General features: G+C 66.5%; 16 protein-coding genes. 7 read left to right on the forward strand and 9 right to left on the reverse strand.

The window, feature by feature from the left end:
- Positions 1-80: 80 nt before the first annotated feature.
- Positions 81-422, reverse strand: coding sequence for a hypothetical protein (locus tag LQ144_RS08120; RefSeq protein WP_230118067.1), 342 nt, complete (start codon positions 420-422; stop codon positions 81-83).
- A gap of 195 nt (positions 423-617) precedes the next feature.
- Between LQ144_RS08120 and LQ144_RS08125 the strand changes: the two genes are divergently transcribed.
- From LQ144_RS08125 to LQ144_RS08150, 6 genes are all read left to right on the forward strand, one after another.
- Positions 618-890 carry a hypothetical protein gene (locus LQ144_RS08125; RefSeq protein WP_230118068.1) on the forward strand — a complete coding sequence of 91 codons (273 nt, stop codon included), beginning with the start codon at positions 618-620 and terminating at the stop codon, positions 888-890.
- Positions 887-2,254 (forward strand): EsaB/YukD family protein, encoded by a 1,368-nt coding sequence (locus LQ144_RS08130; RefSeq protein WP_230118069.1) that lies wholly within the window; start codon positions 887-889, stop codon positions 2,252-2,254. Before LQ144_RS08125 ends, LQ144_RS08130 begins: the two co-directional genes overlap by 4 nt.
- 205 nt (positions 2,255-2,459) lie before the next feature.
- Entirely contained in the window at positions 2,460-3,344 is an 885-nt protein-coding gene (locus LQ144_RS08135) for a hypothetical protein (protein ID WP_230118070.1), read from the forward strand.
- A gap of 1 nt (position 3,345) precedes the next feature.
- A complete protein-coding gene (gene eccCa / locus LQ144_RS08140) occupies positions 3,346-7,329 on the forward strand; it encodes a type VII secretion protein EccCa (protein WP_230118071.1) in 3,984 nt (1,327 codons plus the stop codon).
- Positions 7,326-7,736: a hypothetical protein gene (locus tag LQ144_RS08145; protein ID WP_230118072.1), complete on the forward strand. Its 411-nt coding sequence runs from the start codon at positions 7,326-7,328 to the stop codon at positions 7,734-7,736. Before eccCa ends, LQ144_RS08145 begins: the two co-directional genes overlap by 4 nt.
- Positions 7,733-8,662: a DUF6177 family protein gene (locus tag LQ144_RS08150; RefSeq protein WP_230118073.1), complete on the forward strand. Its 930-nt coding sequence runs from the start codon at positions 7,733-7,735 to the stop codon at positions 8,660-8,662. The genes LQ144_RS08145 and LQ144_RS08150 overlap by 4 nt, the downstream gene beginning before the upstream one ends.
- A 26-nt stretch (positions 8,663-8,688) precedes the next feature.
- Here LQ144_RS08150 and LQ144_RS08155 read toward each other — a convergent pair whose 3' ends face one another.
- The 5 genes from LQ144_RS08155 to LQ144_RS08175 form a co-directional block, all read right to left on the reverse strand.
- On the reverse strand, positions 8,689-9,951 hold the full coding sequence (locus tag LQ144_RS08155) for a MinD/ParA family protein (RefSeq protein ID WP_230118074.1): 1,263 nt from the start codon (positions 9,949-9,951) through the stop codon (positions 8,689-8,691).
- Positions 9,952-10,110: 159 nt separating this feature from the next.
- Positions 10,111-10,386: a hypothetical protein gene (locus tag LQ144_RS08160; RefSeq protein ID WP_230118075.1), complete on the reverse strand. Its 276-nt coding sequence runs from the start codon at positions 10,384-10,386 to the stop codon at positions 10,111-10,113.
- A 205-nt stretch (positions 10,387-10,591) separates the two neighbouring features.
- Positions 10,592-10,957 (reverse strand): hypothetical protein, encoded by a 366-nt coding sequence (locus tag LQ144_RS08165; protein WP_230118076.1) that lies wholly within the window; start codon positions 10,955-10,957, stop codon positions 10,592-10,594.
- A 629-nt stretch (positions 10,958-11,586) separates the two neighbouring features.
- Positions 11,587-12,000, reverse strand: a complete 414-nt coding sequence (locus LQ144_RS23090; RefSeq protein WP_354962134.1) for a DUF1508 domain-containing protein — start codon at positions 11,998-12,000, stop codon at positions 11,587-11,589.
- A 127-nt stretch (positions 12,001-12,127) separates the two neighbouring features.
- Positions 12,128-12,721 carry a TetR/AcrR family transcriptional regulator gene (locus LQ144_RS08175; RefSeq protein ID WP_230118085.1) on the reverse strand — a complete coding sequence of 198 codons (594 nt, stop codon included), beginning with the start codon at positions 12,719-12,721 and terminating at the stop codon, positions 12,128-12,130.
- Between the two features lie 752 nt (positions 12,722-13,473).
- Between LQ144_RS08175 and LQ144_RS08180 the strand changes: the two genes are divergently transcribed.
- Entirely contained in the window at positions 13,474-13,854 is a 381-nt protein-coding gene (locus LQ144_RS08180) for a hypothetical protein (RefSeq protein WP_230118077.1), read from the forward strand.
- 108 nt (positions 13,855-13,962) lie between these two features.
- Here LQ144_RS08180 and LQ144_RS08185 read toward each other — a convergent pair whose 3' ends face one another.
- The 3 genes from LQ144_RS08185 to LQ144_RS08195 form a co-directional block, all read right to left on the reverse strand.
- Positions 13,963-14,574 (reverse strand): carbonic anhydrase, encoded by a 612-nt coding sequence (locus tag LQ144_RS08185; protein WP_230118078.1) that lies wholly within the window; start codon positions 14,572-14,574, stop codon positions 13,963-13,965.
- Positions 14,575-14,818: 244 nt separating this feature from the next.
- The gene (locus LQ144_RS08190) at positions 14,819-15,418 is read right to left on the reverse strand and encodes a hypothetical protein (RefSeq protein WP_230118079.1); all 600 of its coding nucleotides are present in this window, start codon (positions 15,416-15,418) and stop codon (positions 14,819-14,821) included.
- A gap of 135 nt (positions 15,419-15,553) precedes the next feature.
- A partial coding sequence (locus LQ144_RS08195) for an FAD-dependent monooxygenase (protein ID WP_230118080.1) occupies positions 15,554-16,167 on the reverse strand: 614 nt, incomplete at its 5' end.

Here is a 16,167-nt window from a genome sequence, read left to right on the forward strand (position 1 = left end):
GGTATGTCGGAGCCTGCGGCGGCTCCTGCTCCGTTCCGGATTCAAAGGAAATTTGCTGCGGACAGGTGGCAGGAACTGCCTCAGTTGGCACGGCCCTGGAAGCGTGCGCCGTCGAAGTTCGCGGACCCTTCCGTACGGCGGGCGTTATCACTGGCCGCCAGGTCGCCCTGCTGGAAGGCTGTGTTCATCCCGGACTGGCCGTGCACGATTGCGGCGAGTGCCGCGTTGAGTTCGGACGCCACGAGATCGGAGCGGTTCTTGAAGGCATCAAACGACGCCTTGCCTGCTCCGCTGAAACGGCCCTCGAGTGGCGTCACCGCATCCACAAAACGCCGGACCAAGGCACCGAGGTCCTGATGCGACACGTCAGTCTGCTTGTTCAGGTTACCGATCGTGTCGGCACCCATATCAAAAATGGCCATAGCTCCCCCACCGGAATATGAGACCGCGCCGGCGCCGGACGGCGCCAAGGCACGTTAACCAGCATGGAGAATCCCGGCGCATAAGTCCAGTCGATGCACTAAACAGGCTCCTGCAACGCGTGACTTGCGGAGTCCGAATAGTGCCGCGGTAGGTTTGTGGGTGCCCTGGTAACGGATATGGAAGGGGGCCCGTTCGTGGCAGACGACTATGACGCCCGGCTACTTGAATCAGCACGCGTCAGGAAGCACAGGCTTGACGACTCACTGCTCTTTGGCGGCAACACCCAGGAGCGGAGCTATAGCTCGGCAACGGGCCGCCTCCTGCAATCGTTGCTGATCGCTGCCCTCGTCGCCGCGATCTGCGTTGGCTACAGCTTTGTCCACAGCCTGTTGGAGGACCAGAACCGCAAGCAGGCCGGCTCCGCAGCCACCATCCACTCCGCCATGATGAATGGGATCACCCCTTGAGCACAGCCCTCAGCCGCGTCACGGTCATTTCTGCTCACCGGCATCTGGACCTGCGGCTTCCATCAGACGAGCCACTGGCCTCGCTCATACCCCAAATCCTCACGCTCCTGCACGATGGGCCCCCGGACGCGCCGCCACAGCCCTCGCGTGGAACGGCCCCCGCTCTCATCACGTCGTCGGTCCTGACCACCAGCCTGGGATCGACCCTGGATGTGTCGCATACACTGCGGCAGTCCGGGATCGTCGACGGCGCACTGCTGTACTTGCGTGATGAGCGCGATGTGCCGCCTGCCCCGGAGGTCTACGACGTCCCGTCGTTTGCAGCGGCAGCCACCGAGCGGATGCCCGCGCTCTGGTCAGGCACCCTGCGGACGGTCGGACTGGCCGCAGTCGCAGGACTGCTACTGGCCGGCAGCAGCACCGCCGCCGTCTTGCTGCAAGGCACCGGACCAGGCGGCGGCTCCGCCCCACTGACCGGGATCCTCTTCGCGGCGGCCCTTATCCTGCTCGGCGTCCCCGTCATGCGGCTGCGTGCCCTGCCGGCCGGGGTGGCGTTGACGGCTGCAGGCGCCGCCGTGTCTGTGACGACGGCTGCCTGGGCCACGGCGGATCCTGGCACGGGAGCCCTGTTGGCGGTCGGCGCCATAACTCTGGCCATGGCCGCCATGGCCGCGGGGACGGGCAAGTATGTTCCCTGGCTTTCCAGCGCCGGACTGCTCTCGGCGCTGGGCGGGACCTGGGCGCTGCTCAACTGGAGCACGTCCGATGCACCTCTGGCCGCAGGGCTGGCGGGTATTGCCGGCATGTTCACGCTGGGTGTTGCCCCGCGGATGGCCACGGCGATTGCGGGTCTCAGCGGCCTCGACGACGACCAACGCCAAGGCAGGCGCATCACCCGACGCAGCACCTTGGACGCCATCCATTCGGCCCACGGGGCGCTCACGGGGTGGACCCTGATTTCGTCCGCGGTGACGGCGACCGCCGCAGCCGTCACCGCGACTGCCGCGGACCGGCCCGTCTGGGCGGCCTTGCTGCCCCTCGCGTTGCTGGGCGCGCTGACGTTCCGCGGACTGTCACTGCCGCTGCTGGCACAGCGCGCCGGCGTCTATGTCGCCGCCGCCGCCGGATTCCTTGCTTCCGTCATTGTGCTGGCCCGTGCGGCGGAGCAGCCGTTCCTGCTGGCCGGGGCTGCAGGAATGGGCGTGCTCGTGCTGGCAGCCTCCGCAGCCCGGGTCCGGGACCAGACCGCAGCCCGCCTCCGCGTGGTCGCCGCACGGATCGAACTCTGTTGCGCGCTCTCCGCCATCCCACTGGTTCTCGGTCTGTCCGGAGCCTACACACAGCTAGGACAGACCTTTGGCTGACCAACGCCGCAACGGATTCCCTCTCGGCATGACATCCGAGCGACGGCTGGCCTCCCCAGAGGATGCTGCTCCGCCGGAAACAACGACGGCGGCAGCTGGCTTTCCAGGCATGGTCGCCGCTGCGGCCGCGCCATTTGGACCTTCGGCACCGCTCGCTGTTCCTGCGCCACCCCAAGCCCGGGCACCGCGAGCGCAGGCACCGGTCGTGGAAACGCGTCCCGTTCCGACGCCGCGTCCCGATCCCGCGCCGAGCCCTTCAACAGGCCACCGAAAGAACGGCGACACGTTGTGGGAACGGATCCGCTTCGAAGTCACCGACGCTGTGACATCCGGGTCGCTGTCGGAGCGCCTGATCCGGGCCAGCGCCGCTGTCGAGGCGCCCATCACCACGGGACGGCGGATCGTCGTCGTCGGAACTGCCGGCGGCGCCGGTACGTCAACGGTGACCGCGGTCCTGGCGAAACTCTTCGGCAGCCTCCGGCAGGAAACCGTCATGGCTCTGGACAGCACGGACCAGTCGGGGAGGCTTCTGCGCTACCTGGGCGCGCCAGGACCGGCGCCCCTGTCCGCGCTGATGCATCAGCTGCGTACCCAACCTGTCCGGACCCTGCCGGACGCCACGGCCTGTGCGGTCCTGTGCGGAAACCAGATCTTTGCCGCGGACCGCCGGGACGTGCTGACGCTGGCCGACTCGCCAATCGGCGTCGCGGAATGGACTGATGTGTCCTCTACCCTGTCGCGGTTCATGGCCGTCACGGTGGTCGACGCCGGGCACTCCCCGCTGTCGCGCCACTCGGCCGCGCTGCTGTCGACGGCGCACGCCGTCGTGCTGGTCACTCCGCCGGGAGACGCCGATGCGGCCCTCCTAGGCAAGATACGCGCTGACCTGGCGGATTCGTTCCCGGCTGCCCAGCAGCTGAGCGTCACCGTGCGCTCGCGGCAGGCCGGGGCGGCAGCCGCGGACGGCCTGCCCTACGACCGCCACCTGGCCTCAGGCGGCGCCCTCCAGCTCAGCAGGCTCGGTTCACGGACCAGGATCGCCGCCACGGAACTGGCAGGTCGGGCTCTGCTGGCAGCCAACAGGAGCTGATATGACTATCCGAATCGTCCACAGGCCGGCCCGGACCACCCTCCCCGAACAGGCCTCGGAGGCCGCCCAGCTGGATGCGCCCCCGCAGCTGGCGACCGGTGGCGGCACAAACCTGCTGGCACTTGTACCCACGCTGGGCGCCGCGACCTCCGTGACCGTCATGATGCTGTTCCGCGGTTCATCCCTGGCCGGCATCGGTGCCATCATGATGGTGGCCACCGTCCTGGCCTCCGTGGTGCTGCTGTTTTCCCAGCGCGGCAAGTCAACGCGGCAGCGGGCGGCCAAACGCCGCCTCTACCTGGACTACCTGCGACGGCGGCGGCAGGACTTTGAAGCGGAGGAGCACCGTGCCCGGGCTTCGGCCAACGCCGCACACCCGCCCGCCTCCCGGCTGGTCGAAAATGTGGTCAATGATCCGCACCGGCTGTGGGAGCGGCGGCGGACCAGTCCGGACTTCCTGATGACGCGTTTCGGCACGGGTGCCGTCCCCCGGCGGAGTATCACGGTCCAGGACAGCGGCGACGCGGTGGAGCGGCCCGACACTTTCATGCTCTCCGAAGCCGAGCAGCTGCGGCAGCGGTTCATGTCCACCCCGGATATTCCCCTGACCCTGCCGCTGGGATCCGTCTCCGACGTTTCAATCGTCGGTGACCGCGCCGCGGCACTGATGGTATGCCGCAGCCTGCTGGGCCAGCTCGCAGCCGCCCACTCCCCCGAGGATGTGGAGCTGGCCATCGTCGCCGGAGAACGGCAGCTGGACGATTGGGACTGGGCCAAATGGCTGCCGCACCTGCAGGAGACGGGTGGCAACGTCCGGCAGGCTGCGTCCTTCCAGGAGCTGGCCCCACTGCTGCGAAGCTCACTGGACGCACGAGCGGCGGCCCTCACCAGTGCCGCCCGTAACTTCCAGCTGCTCCCGGCAGACGCCCTGCCCCGCCTTGTGGTCATCTCGGACCTGCCGGGACACAACGCAACGCCTCTTCCCGGCGTGCCGGCCGGCCTTGACCTGAACCGGCTCGCGATCACGAGGATCCACCTGCTGACGGAACAGCAGCACGAGCCCGAACGCGTTGACCTTCGCCTGACCGTCTCATCTGATGCACTGACAGTGGAGGCCACGGCCACCGGTGAAATGGTCACAGGCATTGCCGACGAGGTGCCGCCCGAGGTTGCCGATGGCTTGGCGCGTGCCCTCGCGCCCCTGCGCCTGTCCGAGATGTCCCACGAATTCGGCGAGCACAAGTCATCCCGCAGCTACGCGGAAGCCCTGGGGCTCACTGAGTACACGGCCGAGGCAATGCTCCGCCTGTGGCACACGGACCGGGGTCCCGATTTCCTCCGCGTGGCCATCGGCGAAGACGATGACGGCGCCCCCGTCCACCTGGACCTGAAGGAACCGGCCCAGCAGGGCATGGGCCCGCACGGGTTATGCGTGGGGGCGACGGGGTCCGGCAAGTCAGAACTGCTCCGCACCATCGTCCTTTCGCTGATCGCCACGCATTCCCCGCAGGACCTGAACATGGTCCTGGTGGACTACAAGGGCGGCGCCACCTTTGCCCCCTTTGAGGACGCACCCCATGTCTCAGGCCTCGTCACCAACCTGGTGAGCGACGCCAGCCTGGTGGACCGGATCCATTCCAGCCTCTCGGGTGAGGTCAAACGGCGTCAGGAACTGCTCAAGCACGGCGGCGATTTCGCCCACATCAACGACTACCGGCTGGCGCGGGAACGGACGCCGGGCAACCCGGCACTGCAGGAGCCGCTGCCTTATCTGTTCGTCTGCATCGACGAATTCGGCGAGCTGCTCACCGCCCGCTCAGACTTCATCGACCTGCTGCTCTCCATCGGCAGGATCGGCCGTTCCATCGGCATCCATCTGCTGCTCGCCTCCCAGAAGGTCGAATCAGGGATGCTCCGCGGCCTGGACACGTACCTTGCCTACCGGATCGCGCTGCACACGAACTCGGAAAGCGAAAGCCGCACCATCATCGATGTCCCGGACGCCTACCACCTGCCCAGCACACCGGGGCACGGAATCCTGAAGGTGGACACCACGGTGTTCAAGAGATTCCGGGCAGCGTACGTGTCCGGCGCCCTTCCGTCGAAGGACGACGACGGCGGCGCCCCCGCCGAGGAGGCCGTCCCGGTCACGCTGTTCAAGCTAGGGGCCCAGCCGCCGCTCCCCGTACTGCAGGGAGCCGGCCCAGCCGGCGGAGCCGTCTCCCCCGACGGCTCCAGCGTCGCGATCCAGCCCGAAACCCACTCGTCCGACGGTTCCGGGGACCGCCCCACCATCCTGTCCGCCGTCGTCGGCTTCGCATCCGCGCAGCCGCGCATGACACCGCCGGTGTGGCTGCCGCCCCTTCCGGCTGCCGTGTCCCTGCACGGTACCGGCGCCGCCCTGAACCTGACCTCCACAGGGCCGCGGCTGGCCCAGCCCCGTTACCTGGCCCCCGCCGTCGGGATACTGGATGACCCCGCGCGGCAGTGGCAGGGCCCTTGGCATCTGGACTTCACAGCGCGCGGCGGCAATCTCGCAGTGATCGGCGCGCCGCAAAGCGGCCGGTCCACGGCACTGCGGACCGTCGCTGCTGCGCTGGCCCTGAGCCACAGCGTGTCCGACGTCAACCTCTATGCCGTGGATCTGCTCGGCAACGCCCTCGCCGGGCTGGCGGACCTGCCGCATTGCGCCGGCGTGGCCGGCCGCGGCAACCGCGAACTGCTCCGACGCACCATTGAGGAGGTCCAGGGCCTCCTCAACATCCGCCAGACGGCGTTTGACGCGAACAGGCTCGACACGGTTCAGGCGATGCGATCGGCACGCGGCAAAGGCCGGCTCGAAGAACTCAGCTGCACCGACGTGTTCCTGCTGATCGATGGATTCGGCAGCCTGAGTTCGGAGTTCCCGGAAATCGAGGATGCAGTCCACGACATCATGACCCGCGGCAGCTCCCTGGGGATCCACGTGGTAGTGAGTGTCCGGAACTGGTCGGAGGTCCGCATGACCAGGCAATCGCTCCTCGGCAACAGGATCGAACTGCACATCGCCGATCCCGCGGACTCGCTTGACCGCGGGCTCGCCAGCACGCTGGGGCCGAACCGGCCCGGAAGGGCACTGACCATGGACAGAACCATCGGCCAGTTTGCCTTGCCGTCCCTGGCCGAAGCCCCTGACGCCGGCAACTCCGCCGCCGAGCTGGGCGAACTCACCCACGCCCTCCGGCAGTTCCGTGACCGGACGGCACCCCCCGTACGGGTTCTGCCGCCGCTCGTCCGGCTGCCCGCAGGCGCCCCGGTATCCGGCACGGTCGCACTGGGCATCCGTGAGCATGACGCCGAAACAGAGCATCTGGACCTGTTCGGATCAGACCGCGGAGCCGTGATCTTCGGCGACCCGGAAACGGGCCGGACCAACCTGCTGAAGACCGTCGCCACCCAGCTCATCGCCACGCATGAACCCGGCCAACTCGCTTTTGCCGTGTTCGATCCGCGGCAGCAGCTGCAGAATTTCATCCCGGATGAGTATCTGGGAGAGTACGCCTCCAACGGCCTGCGCGCCGCGCAGCTGGCCGACTTTGTCGCTGGCCAGGTCAGGGAACGGCTCGGCGACGGCACCGGCGCGCCTGTGAAATCACCCCGCATTGTGCTGCTTGTGGACGACTACGACATCCTTGCCGCAACAGGCAGCCAGCCGCTGCGGCCACTGGCCGGTTACCTGCCCTCGGGTTCCGACGTCGGGCTGTTTGCATTGGTCACTGGAAGGATCAGCGGTGCGGCGTTGACTGTGCACGATCCGTTCGTCGCAGGACTGCGCGCTGCCGGCGCCCCGGTGGTCATGTTCTCCGGCGACCGGTCCGAAGGCGTGATCGCCAACGGAGAGCGGCCCATGCCGCTGGTCACCGGGCGCGCCAGGATACTCCGCCCCGGACGGCACGCCACGGTACTGCAGACTTTCCACCACGACAGCGAGGCCGCCCTGCCGTGAGTTACGACTTCCACCTGATTTCAGACCAGGATCCACGGCTGGGGCTCTTCGACCGGGCTTCGGCACAGTTTGAAAACAAGTTCACGCTGGTGTCCGCAGAGAATTCTGCGGACCTGATCATCGCTTTCAACGGTGAAGACCTCGCGCTGCTCAGCGCACCCCAACGCACCGCCAACGAGGAACTTCAGCGCATCTTCGGCGCCGACGTGGCCGGCCAGCTCAAGGGCGACGCTTGGGTCTCGGAAGTCAGCTGCGCTGTGGACAAGGAAGATGCGGAGTCGGAAGACGCGGACAAGGAAACCGCCGAGTCGGTCCGCGCCTTCCTCATGATCACTGTGATTGGCACCAAAGGGCTAGTCGTTGATCCGCAGGCCAACCAGGTCCTGAACGCGGGCTGGGGACCATGAACGCGGCGCTGCCACTGCTGCTTGTGGCCGCGCCGGCGCCGCACCCCTGGCTAAGCCGTTCGCTGCGCGCCCAGCTCGGCGACGCCGCCCGGGCAGCCGCCCCCGGCAGCGTCGTCGCCCTGCAGACCCAGCCGCTGGCAGCACCCAGTTATCCGCTGCTGGCGTTCCTCAAGGCCTCCGGCGTCACTTGGGTGACTGAAGTCCCAAGCGGAACCGGGCTCTGCGGCGCCTTCTCGGCGCGCGGGCCGGGCGACGCACCGGCGCCGCATCCCGCCGTCGTCCTTCATGGCAGCGTCCTGCATGCGGCGAGCCATGAACTCGTCATCGGAGATTTCACGGCAGGGATGCTGCAGGCCGTCACCGGCGGCAGGCCGGAGTACGCCGGGCCCGCCGAGCCGCTGGGTCAGCCCTGGGAGACGGCACCCATGACCACATGGTTCCGGAAGCACATGCCGTCGGCAACGATGCTGTTCTCCGGCCGGGGCTTTGCGGGCGCGCTGACCGTTGCCCGCACCGGATCCGGCGTCGTGGAATCCTTTGATGCCATGGTTTCCGCTGAGGTGCGTGCTGATCCTTCGCGTGCAGATCCTGACTGGCGGAGTGCCGAGAAGGTGGCGGTGGCGTGCGGCGCGCATGAGTTCGGAGTGGAGCTGCATTTCGGTGCCGACGGGCTCGCAGTTCCGGCCGGCCACGACGGTTTCCGCGTGCCGCAACTGGCACTGATGGGGCCTGGCCTGGTTCGCCAGCTACGGCAGGATCTTTCCACCCTCGACGGCGTCAGCGCCGAGTTCCGGGGATCACCGCCGCTGCGGCACCTGGCGGTCCGGTTCCCTGAGGCGGCCGGCCAGGACGCAGGCGGCTGGGACGCGGGCCGTGCCCTGGTACTTCGGGAGCGTCTGCTGCTCGGCCTGGCAGCAGATGCCTAGGATTTTTGTGTGTGCAGGATCCGGGCCTAGACGTAGCCGTCCACGATAGCGGCGGCAATTTCCTTGTATGACCGGCGCGTCCCTGCTGAGATCTTGTCCAGCGAAATGCGGTCCCCGTCGGCCACGCCACGGTCGTGCGGCACGGTGATGAGCCGCCGGCAGTAGCCGGCCAAGTGCTCTTCAATGGCGCGTTTGTTTACGCGGTTCGACACCTGGTCCTTGTCCGTGACCACAACGATCGCGTTCCGCGCAAGATTTTCATAGCCGTGTTCGGCCAGCCACTGCAGCGTATTCCTGGCGCGCTTTGCTCCGCTCACGGCATAGCCTGACGCGATCACCAGGTTGGTGGCCTCCGGCAGCACCCCCGCCATCGCGGGATGGGAGACGCCGGTGCCGCAGTCCGTCAGGGTGACCGAATAGTACTGTGACACGAGCTTCTTGATCTTGAGGTATTCGTCGGCGGTCAGTGCGTCCGACAACGCAGGATCCTGCTCACCGGCCACGAGGTGCAACCGGTTCGCGTGGTGCATGTAGTCGGTCAGGGCGGTCAGTGAGCTGATGGCATCGATGTCACGAACGATGTCCGTCACGGTTCTGGGCTTGACCTTCTGGTAAAGCATCTCGCCCAGGGCGCGCTCGGCGAGGTCCCCGCTGTCCGGGTTGGCGTCGATGGCGCAGGGGTGGTCGCCCCTGTACTCGGCCAGGATCATCCCGACACCCACCGTGGTGGACGTCTTGCCGATGCCTCCCTTGAGGCTCAGGACGGCGGTGTTGAAGCTGCCGGACAGTGGCCGGGCGATCCGGCGTTCCAGTTCCGCCTCATCCTGGTCCTTGGCACTGGGGCCCAGGTTCACAAACCCGCCGGTGGCAGAGTACAGAACGCCCCGGACTCCGCTGGTTGGCCGCGGACGGTCCGGCCGGACGAACTGGGTCTCAATGTGGCGCGCTCCGTACGGCGACGGTTCTCCCGCGGCGCCGGGCGCTGTGTCCATGTCCGGCCGAGGAGCCGGCTGCTCGGTGCGCGGGAAATCCTCCCGCGCAGCAGGCAAAACGGCCTCCGCGACTGGTTCTGCGGTGCCATCGGCCAGCACCCGGAACCGGCCCTCTTGGCCATTGGTGTGGTCAACGGCATGTGCAAGCGCCGGCGAACCCGAACTGCGGGCGTACTCGGCGAGGACTGCAATAGCCGCTGAGTATGGGTCCATTCCGTCAGGAGGAGCGATGGGCTCCCCGCCAACTGTTACCCTGCCATCGACGAATACCTCGACGCGTGTGGCCCCCAGATCCATCACTTCACTCCTCAAGTACTGCGTCCGCCACACGGCGCCGCCCCAGCGATACTATCCGGTGCCCGCGGGCGGGGTCATGTCACGGCCGCGTTTCGGGGCTTTCCGGCCACAAACAAAGAACCCCGGACCTGTCTGGTCCGGGGCTTGCGTTGGCGTCTGCTAGCGCTCGATGGTGACGCTGAGATCCAGGTGGATGTCGTTGTCGGCCACGAGGCGGTCCTCGAGGTAGCGGGCCAGGCTCGCATCGGTCACGGTGTGCTCACTTTGCGGGATGGCACCGCGAAAAAACGCCTTGGTGTTTGTGGACTTCACGACATCCAGAGGCGCCCAGCCTCGGTGGCCTGCGGTGAGCCGCTCGATGTCGGTCCGGAAGGACCGTTTGTGGCCCTCTTGGACGGTGGCGTGCATGGTGAACGGGATAAAGGCGGTGGGCAAGGGAATCCTTTCATGAGGGCAGCCAGTCTTCGGTGCCCCACATAGAACAAGGCATTCGCAGGTTCTGCTATTCCCCCGGGGCAGCCAACGAGTCCGACGTCACTACTCCGGTTCGGAAGTTTCCTTCTCACCTTCACCGCGGCGGGGCACAGCAGCCATGCCTTCGCGCTTGTAAAGGACGGGGTCCTCACCGTGTGGAGTGCCCCTAGTCAGTGGAGTCCACATCGCGAGCATCTTCGCCGCCGTCGGAATCTCTGTACCGCATTTCAGCAACCCTGTCCCGGGCATCCTTTCGAACCTCGGCGAATTTGATGACCGAGGAGTCAGAATTGGCGATCAGGTCTGTGAGGCGCGCGACGATGAGGCTCCCTTCGAGCTGGTCCTCAACGTAGACCAGGGTGACGGGGACTGCCCGCCCTATGTCAGCAATGACTTCGCCCTGGTCCGGGGTGGCATAGTCCGGCCTGCCGGTCGTCCTCGTCAGAAAGATCCGCTCTTCGCGGTTGAGATAGGCAATCCGGTCAATCCTGGCCACGTTGATGGCATCGGTGGCTGTCTGGAGTATGCGCATGGTGACCCCTCTGGTGATGCTGAAAGGCTACTCGTGAGAGGACACGGTCGCGAGAGGCACGCAGAAAATGTACCGCCACCGCAGGCGAACGGCACGGGCCGCCGGAGCGACCCGTTGCCGCCATGGATGCGCGTTGCAGGCCCGGTCATAGCGCCGGGGTGCGCGTAGTCTGTGGGCACGGCCACGGGCTCATGGCCACGGCGGCCATGATGGCAGCAAGTACGACTGGCCATCATGGCCGCCGGATTCACTCGAGGGCATGCCGCCCAAGCGGAGGCGCCTGGTCGTCTACGCGTCTCTGAGGTTGTTGCCTGTGGGGTGGCTTCTGGGCTTGGGGCTGCAGACAGCCGGCATTCCGCGGCCCTAGAGCTCCGCTTGATCATCGCGGTCCTGGCCTCCGTCTTCGTGCCCCTCATCCGTGCGGCAATGCAGGAAACGCGTCAGCTCCGTACCGAAGGGATCGACAAGGGCGCCGCCGACATGAGAGGCCCCACTTCTCGGCCGCTAGGCCTGCCCATTTGACCCTTTACCATTGCCGCGGCGATCATCCGGCGGCCTTTCAGCTCCTTCGCCTTGCCGGCGGGGAGGTCCACCCGCTGCCTCATTGCGCCCTGCTCCACCACCTGAGGTCAGGTGACGGAATGCCAGCGGCGTGAACCGGCTCGTTGCAGAGTCGCCCTGGCGGTGACCGCGCTGTCAAACGAAGGATCTGGATGCGCCCGGAGCTGGCCAACCACGGTGCGACCGGATTGTGCCCGAAGGAGCCGAAGCCTGCGCCGGAACGGCTCCCCGCGATGCCCTGAGGACATGTCCCGGATGAGGCCGGTCCCGGCAACCTCCCTAATGAGACCAATGCCGGCCGCCGCCCGTCGCTTCGTCGGAAAGGTCTCTGATACGGCCAGGATTTCCCCCGACGGCCCTCGGAGCCGAGTGCGGAATCCTCCGTCAGGGGCATCAATAATTTCAAAGTACCCGGACATGTTGCGCCTCCGTTTCTGCTGTTTGGAGAGGACGGGCGGGGTCGGCTGTCCGCTCTCGGCCATGATAAGTCCGGGTTCGGGCAGCCACCAATGAGGGTGGCCGGGCAGTCAGTCACCAGGAGGGGGCCTTTAGGAAAGACGGGAACTCCCCATCAAGTACGCGGGCACTCCCCGACCCCCTGCTCTTCCGTCAGAGCATGCAGCGGCGGTGGCGCTGGATGAGACACTTGGCCATCTGCCGGGCGAGTTCGGCGGCCCCCTCATCGCCTTCCATGGCGGAGATAACAGAGCCTTTCAGCAGGAGGTGCCATGCCCGAGCGAACAAATCGGAGTGCTCCAGCCCGGCGTCCTCGGCCAAGGTCTGGACGTGTCCTCGGATCCTGGCCAGGTATTCGACGCTGGCACGGCCCAAGGGATGGTCCGGGCCCATTTCCATGAGGACTTTGATAAACACGTTGGATTCGTAGCCGCCGCTGCCGAGCCAGTCAGCAAAGACGTCGAAGATGACCAGCAACTCTTCCTCCGGAGTCCCGCTGCGGCGCTGTGCCTCGGCAACGACCTCCGCGAACCAGATCTGGTCCCGGAGGGCCAGAACTGCCAGGACCAAATCGTCCTTTGACGGAAAATGCCGGTAGAAGGTCGACTTCGCAACCCCGGACGACTCGATCAGTTCGTTGACGCCGACATCCCGGATGCCCCGCCGGGAGAACAGATCGTAAGCGGTGCCGAGGATACGATCCACAGTGCCGACAGTGGCCACGGAGGGCTGGCCCGGAAGCGACATGCCGTGCGGAACCTCTGCTGCGGTCATGATCCAAATGTCCTAGGTTCACGGCGGCGATGCAGGGCCGAAGAGCTCCGCTGGTCCGCCGGTCTCTTGCAGATGATGGCGGCTATGGTGCGCAGCAGGGATCCGGTGTTATCGGTGAGCCATTTCAGCGCCGAGCGGCTGGGCATGTCCCAGTTACCCGTGGTGCCTATCGACATTGATGTTGCCTTCCTGGGCCGGGCTGCAAGCGCCATACAGGCGACTGGATGGCGCCCAGCGTACGCCCGGAGAGTGGGTTGGGAAAGTGACCCCGCCGCGGTTGGACCAGACGAAGTGACGGTCGCCACCCGCCCAGTCTTCCGTGTAGTTCCCGGCGATGTCCGCCTGGCTGAGGATGCCGACGAGGTCGACCAAATCGCCTGGTTTCCGAGTCTGACGGAGCCCCTCTCATTGAAGGGCTGGCTTACTCCCCGCCCGCCGGATCATTCGACCCGTCCCGCACATCATGACCGGACTGACCTTAGACGAAATCTCTTGGCGGGTTTCGGACCACTACCGCCCTGGCAGACTTCCTGCTGGGGTCGTGATGGCGGCGCAACCACCCAGAGGAATCGCTCCGCACTGCGACTTGTCTGACGCAAAATAGCAAGTAGGCTGAGCAGGTCAGGCCACGGGGGTGAGCGGAAGACGCGTATGCGTTATGCCGCACCTGACGAGCGTCCCTGTGCGGCCAAACTAACTCGCCACGTGATGGGACCCAAACACGAATGCAATCACTCCAGGACACCGCTGCCGCCAATGTTGGCGTGGATCTGATCAGCGAAGGAATCGTTCGGATCACCCTGAAACCTGGGGCACGAATGACAGCGGAGGATGGAGCCGCTGCCAGCGAAGGGCTTCTGGCGCTCATGGGCGGGGAACCCTCGGTCGTACTGCTCCAAATCACCGGCGTCGGTTCCGTCAGCAGAGAGGCGATCAGCGTCTACAGCGAAGCCGCCACCGTCAGGGCCTTCGCCATTCTCGGCGCCACGCCCGTGGACAGGGTCATTGCCCACGGCATGCTCGGCCTCCCCAAGCCTCCATGCCCCACCGAGTACTTCACGGACGAGTGCGAAGCCATGCGCTGGCTGCACGGTCACCGACCGTGACCAGCGGCCGCAGTCACCGTGCCCACGGCAGCAGGAAGTCAAGTAGACGGTCTGCGTTGAGAGAGAGCTAGCCGTATCCGGCCACTGGATGCGCAGGGTCCGCCAGCTTTAGAGGACGCCAGATGTAGAGACGAGCTGCGCCCGGCCTTCTTCGAGCCGGTACGCGACGCCGATGACCGCGGTGGAGTAATCGTCCACGGCGTCGAAGATCACCCGTGAACTGTCCAGCAGCCGGCGCACGGTCTGCTTGGCATGTTCGACGACCATGTCGTTGATGTCCGTCTTGTCCTCGCGCAGCGATCTCAGCACCGACGGTGTGATCCGTTCAACCAAGTCGCGTATGTGGCCCTGGGGCACCTCCCCCGTTTCCACGGCGTCTTTCGCGGCCGTGACGGCGCCGCAGTTGTCATGGCCGAGGACGACGATCAGCGGGACGTGGAGCACCGAGACACCGTACTCGATCGAGCCGAGAACGGCGTCGTCGATTACGTGCCCGGCAGTGCGCACCACGAAGACGTCTCCGAGACCGACGTCGAAGATGATCTCTGCGGCGAGACGGGAGTCCGCGCAGCCAAAGATGACCGCGAACGGGTTTTGGGTGTTCACCAGTTCGCTGCGCCGGGAGGCGTTCTGGTTCGGGTGCAGTGAATCTCCCGAGATAAAACGCGCGTTGCCTTCAAGTAGGCGCTGCCATGCATCGTACGGGCTGATTCTGCTCACCCTGCTTACTTTACGGGGGCGTCCTGACTCATATGGGGAAGTATCGCTTCCGTGGCCGGGTTAAGGGGTCTGGGTCGGACTGCTAGGCGATAGGGGCGGGACCCGCCCTGCAGAATGCCGGTGACGTAAATCCGCGCGTCGGTCACACCTGCGCAGGCGAGCAGCCAGGCACGCACAAAGTCAGGTATTGGCCACTGGTGCGGTGCCCGGGCGGCCAGTGTTGAATTGAAGGTGAAGCAGCCCTTCATGCCCCGCCGCGGGGGCTCAGCGGCTGCTTCACCACTTCCCGAGCACGGAGCGTTCGGGCTTTGACCGGGGCCGGCGACGAACTGAAGCCCTCTGAGACCGGGGCTTTGGTACCCCAGTCGTCGCTGGCCCCTCGGGCTGAGGATGCTTGGGCACTCCTCGTGGCCCCGACGGCTGCCCTTATGCCTGGTAGGCAGGGTCGATTTCGGCCGCCCACCCTCGCGTCGAAGGCACCTGTGCTGACGAGGTTCGGGCGCAAAGTAGTTGAGCCGCCAGCCCTGCCTCGGAACTCCGGCTGTTCCGGTTCCGTCGGAGCGGCACCATTCGCCTGGGCACGTTCGGCCTCCCGGCGCTCCGCCCGGTGCATGTCAAGCCGACGGCGGCCGGCGGCGACTGCGTAGCGGGTCACGACGGCTGGGTTCCACGCTTCGGCTTCGGCCAGCTTCACCGGGCCGTTGACTGCGCTGCGGCGCTTGAGCTGCCAGATGGTCGTGAGACCGATAGCCGTCCAGAGCAGCAAATCAGGACACCCGGCGAACTCGACCAGGTGCGCCGAGAGGTCAGGATTCCGGTCGGCAGTGGGCCAGATACCGGCCATCAGCTCATACGTGTTTTGCGCATTCGAGCACCTCCGGTGGCGGCGAAAAAGGCGGCGTGGCCGTCGTCGTACCTTCCAGTCAAGCACTCCCGCATCAGGTGCAACAAAGCGGAAACACCGGTACTTCGCGGGGCGTTAATGCCGCGCAGGTCCGAACCAGCCGGCCATCGCATCCTCCAGCCCTGGCTGAGTCCCGTCTCCTGTCCACGCCACATGCCCGTCGGGCCGGATCAACACGGCCGCAGGAGCGCTGACTGCACCGATCACCGGAAGCTCCCACCCGCCGTCGTACGCGGCGTCCACCAACTGCACCCGATCCGCCCACGGCCCCGGGTCGATGCTGCCCGGCGCGCCGAGGTTGAGCAGCACCGCACGGGCATCGTGCAGGAGGGTGAACACGCGCAGGGTGCCATTGGCGGTGACGACGTCGAGATCGGGCATGCGGCGCCCGAGCAGCGGGTGCCCCTCACCGAGGTCGTAGCGGAGGTCCAGGCCGGAAATGAGTCCGCCCAGCCGCTTCCGTGCCTCATCGATCGTCAGCAGGCCGGCCACCGTGTCGGCCAACGCGCCGATGCGCGGGTCGGCCCGCTGCATGATCGACTGCGCCATCGTGTGCTTCAGCGCGCGGGCCCCAGCGGGGTGCCGCTCGGCGTGATAAGTGTCCAGCAGGCTGTCCGGCGCAATGCGCTTGACCACCTGGGCGAGCTTCCAGCCGAGGTTCACGGCGTCCTGGATACCAAGCCCGATCC

Source organism: Arthrobacter sp. Bi83, assembly GCF_918698095.1.
Classification (GTDB): domain Bacteria; phylum Actinomycetota; class Actinomycetes; order Actinomycetales; family Micrococcaceae; genus Arthrobacter.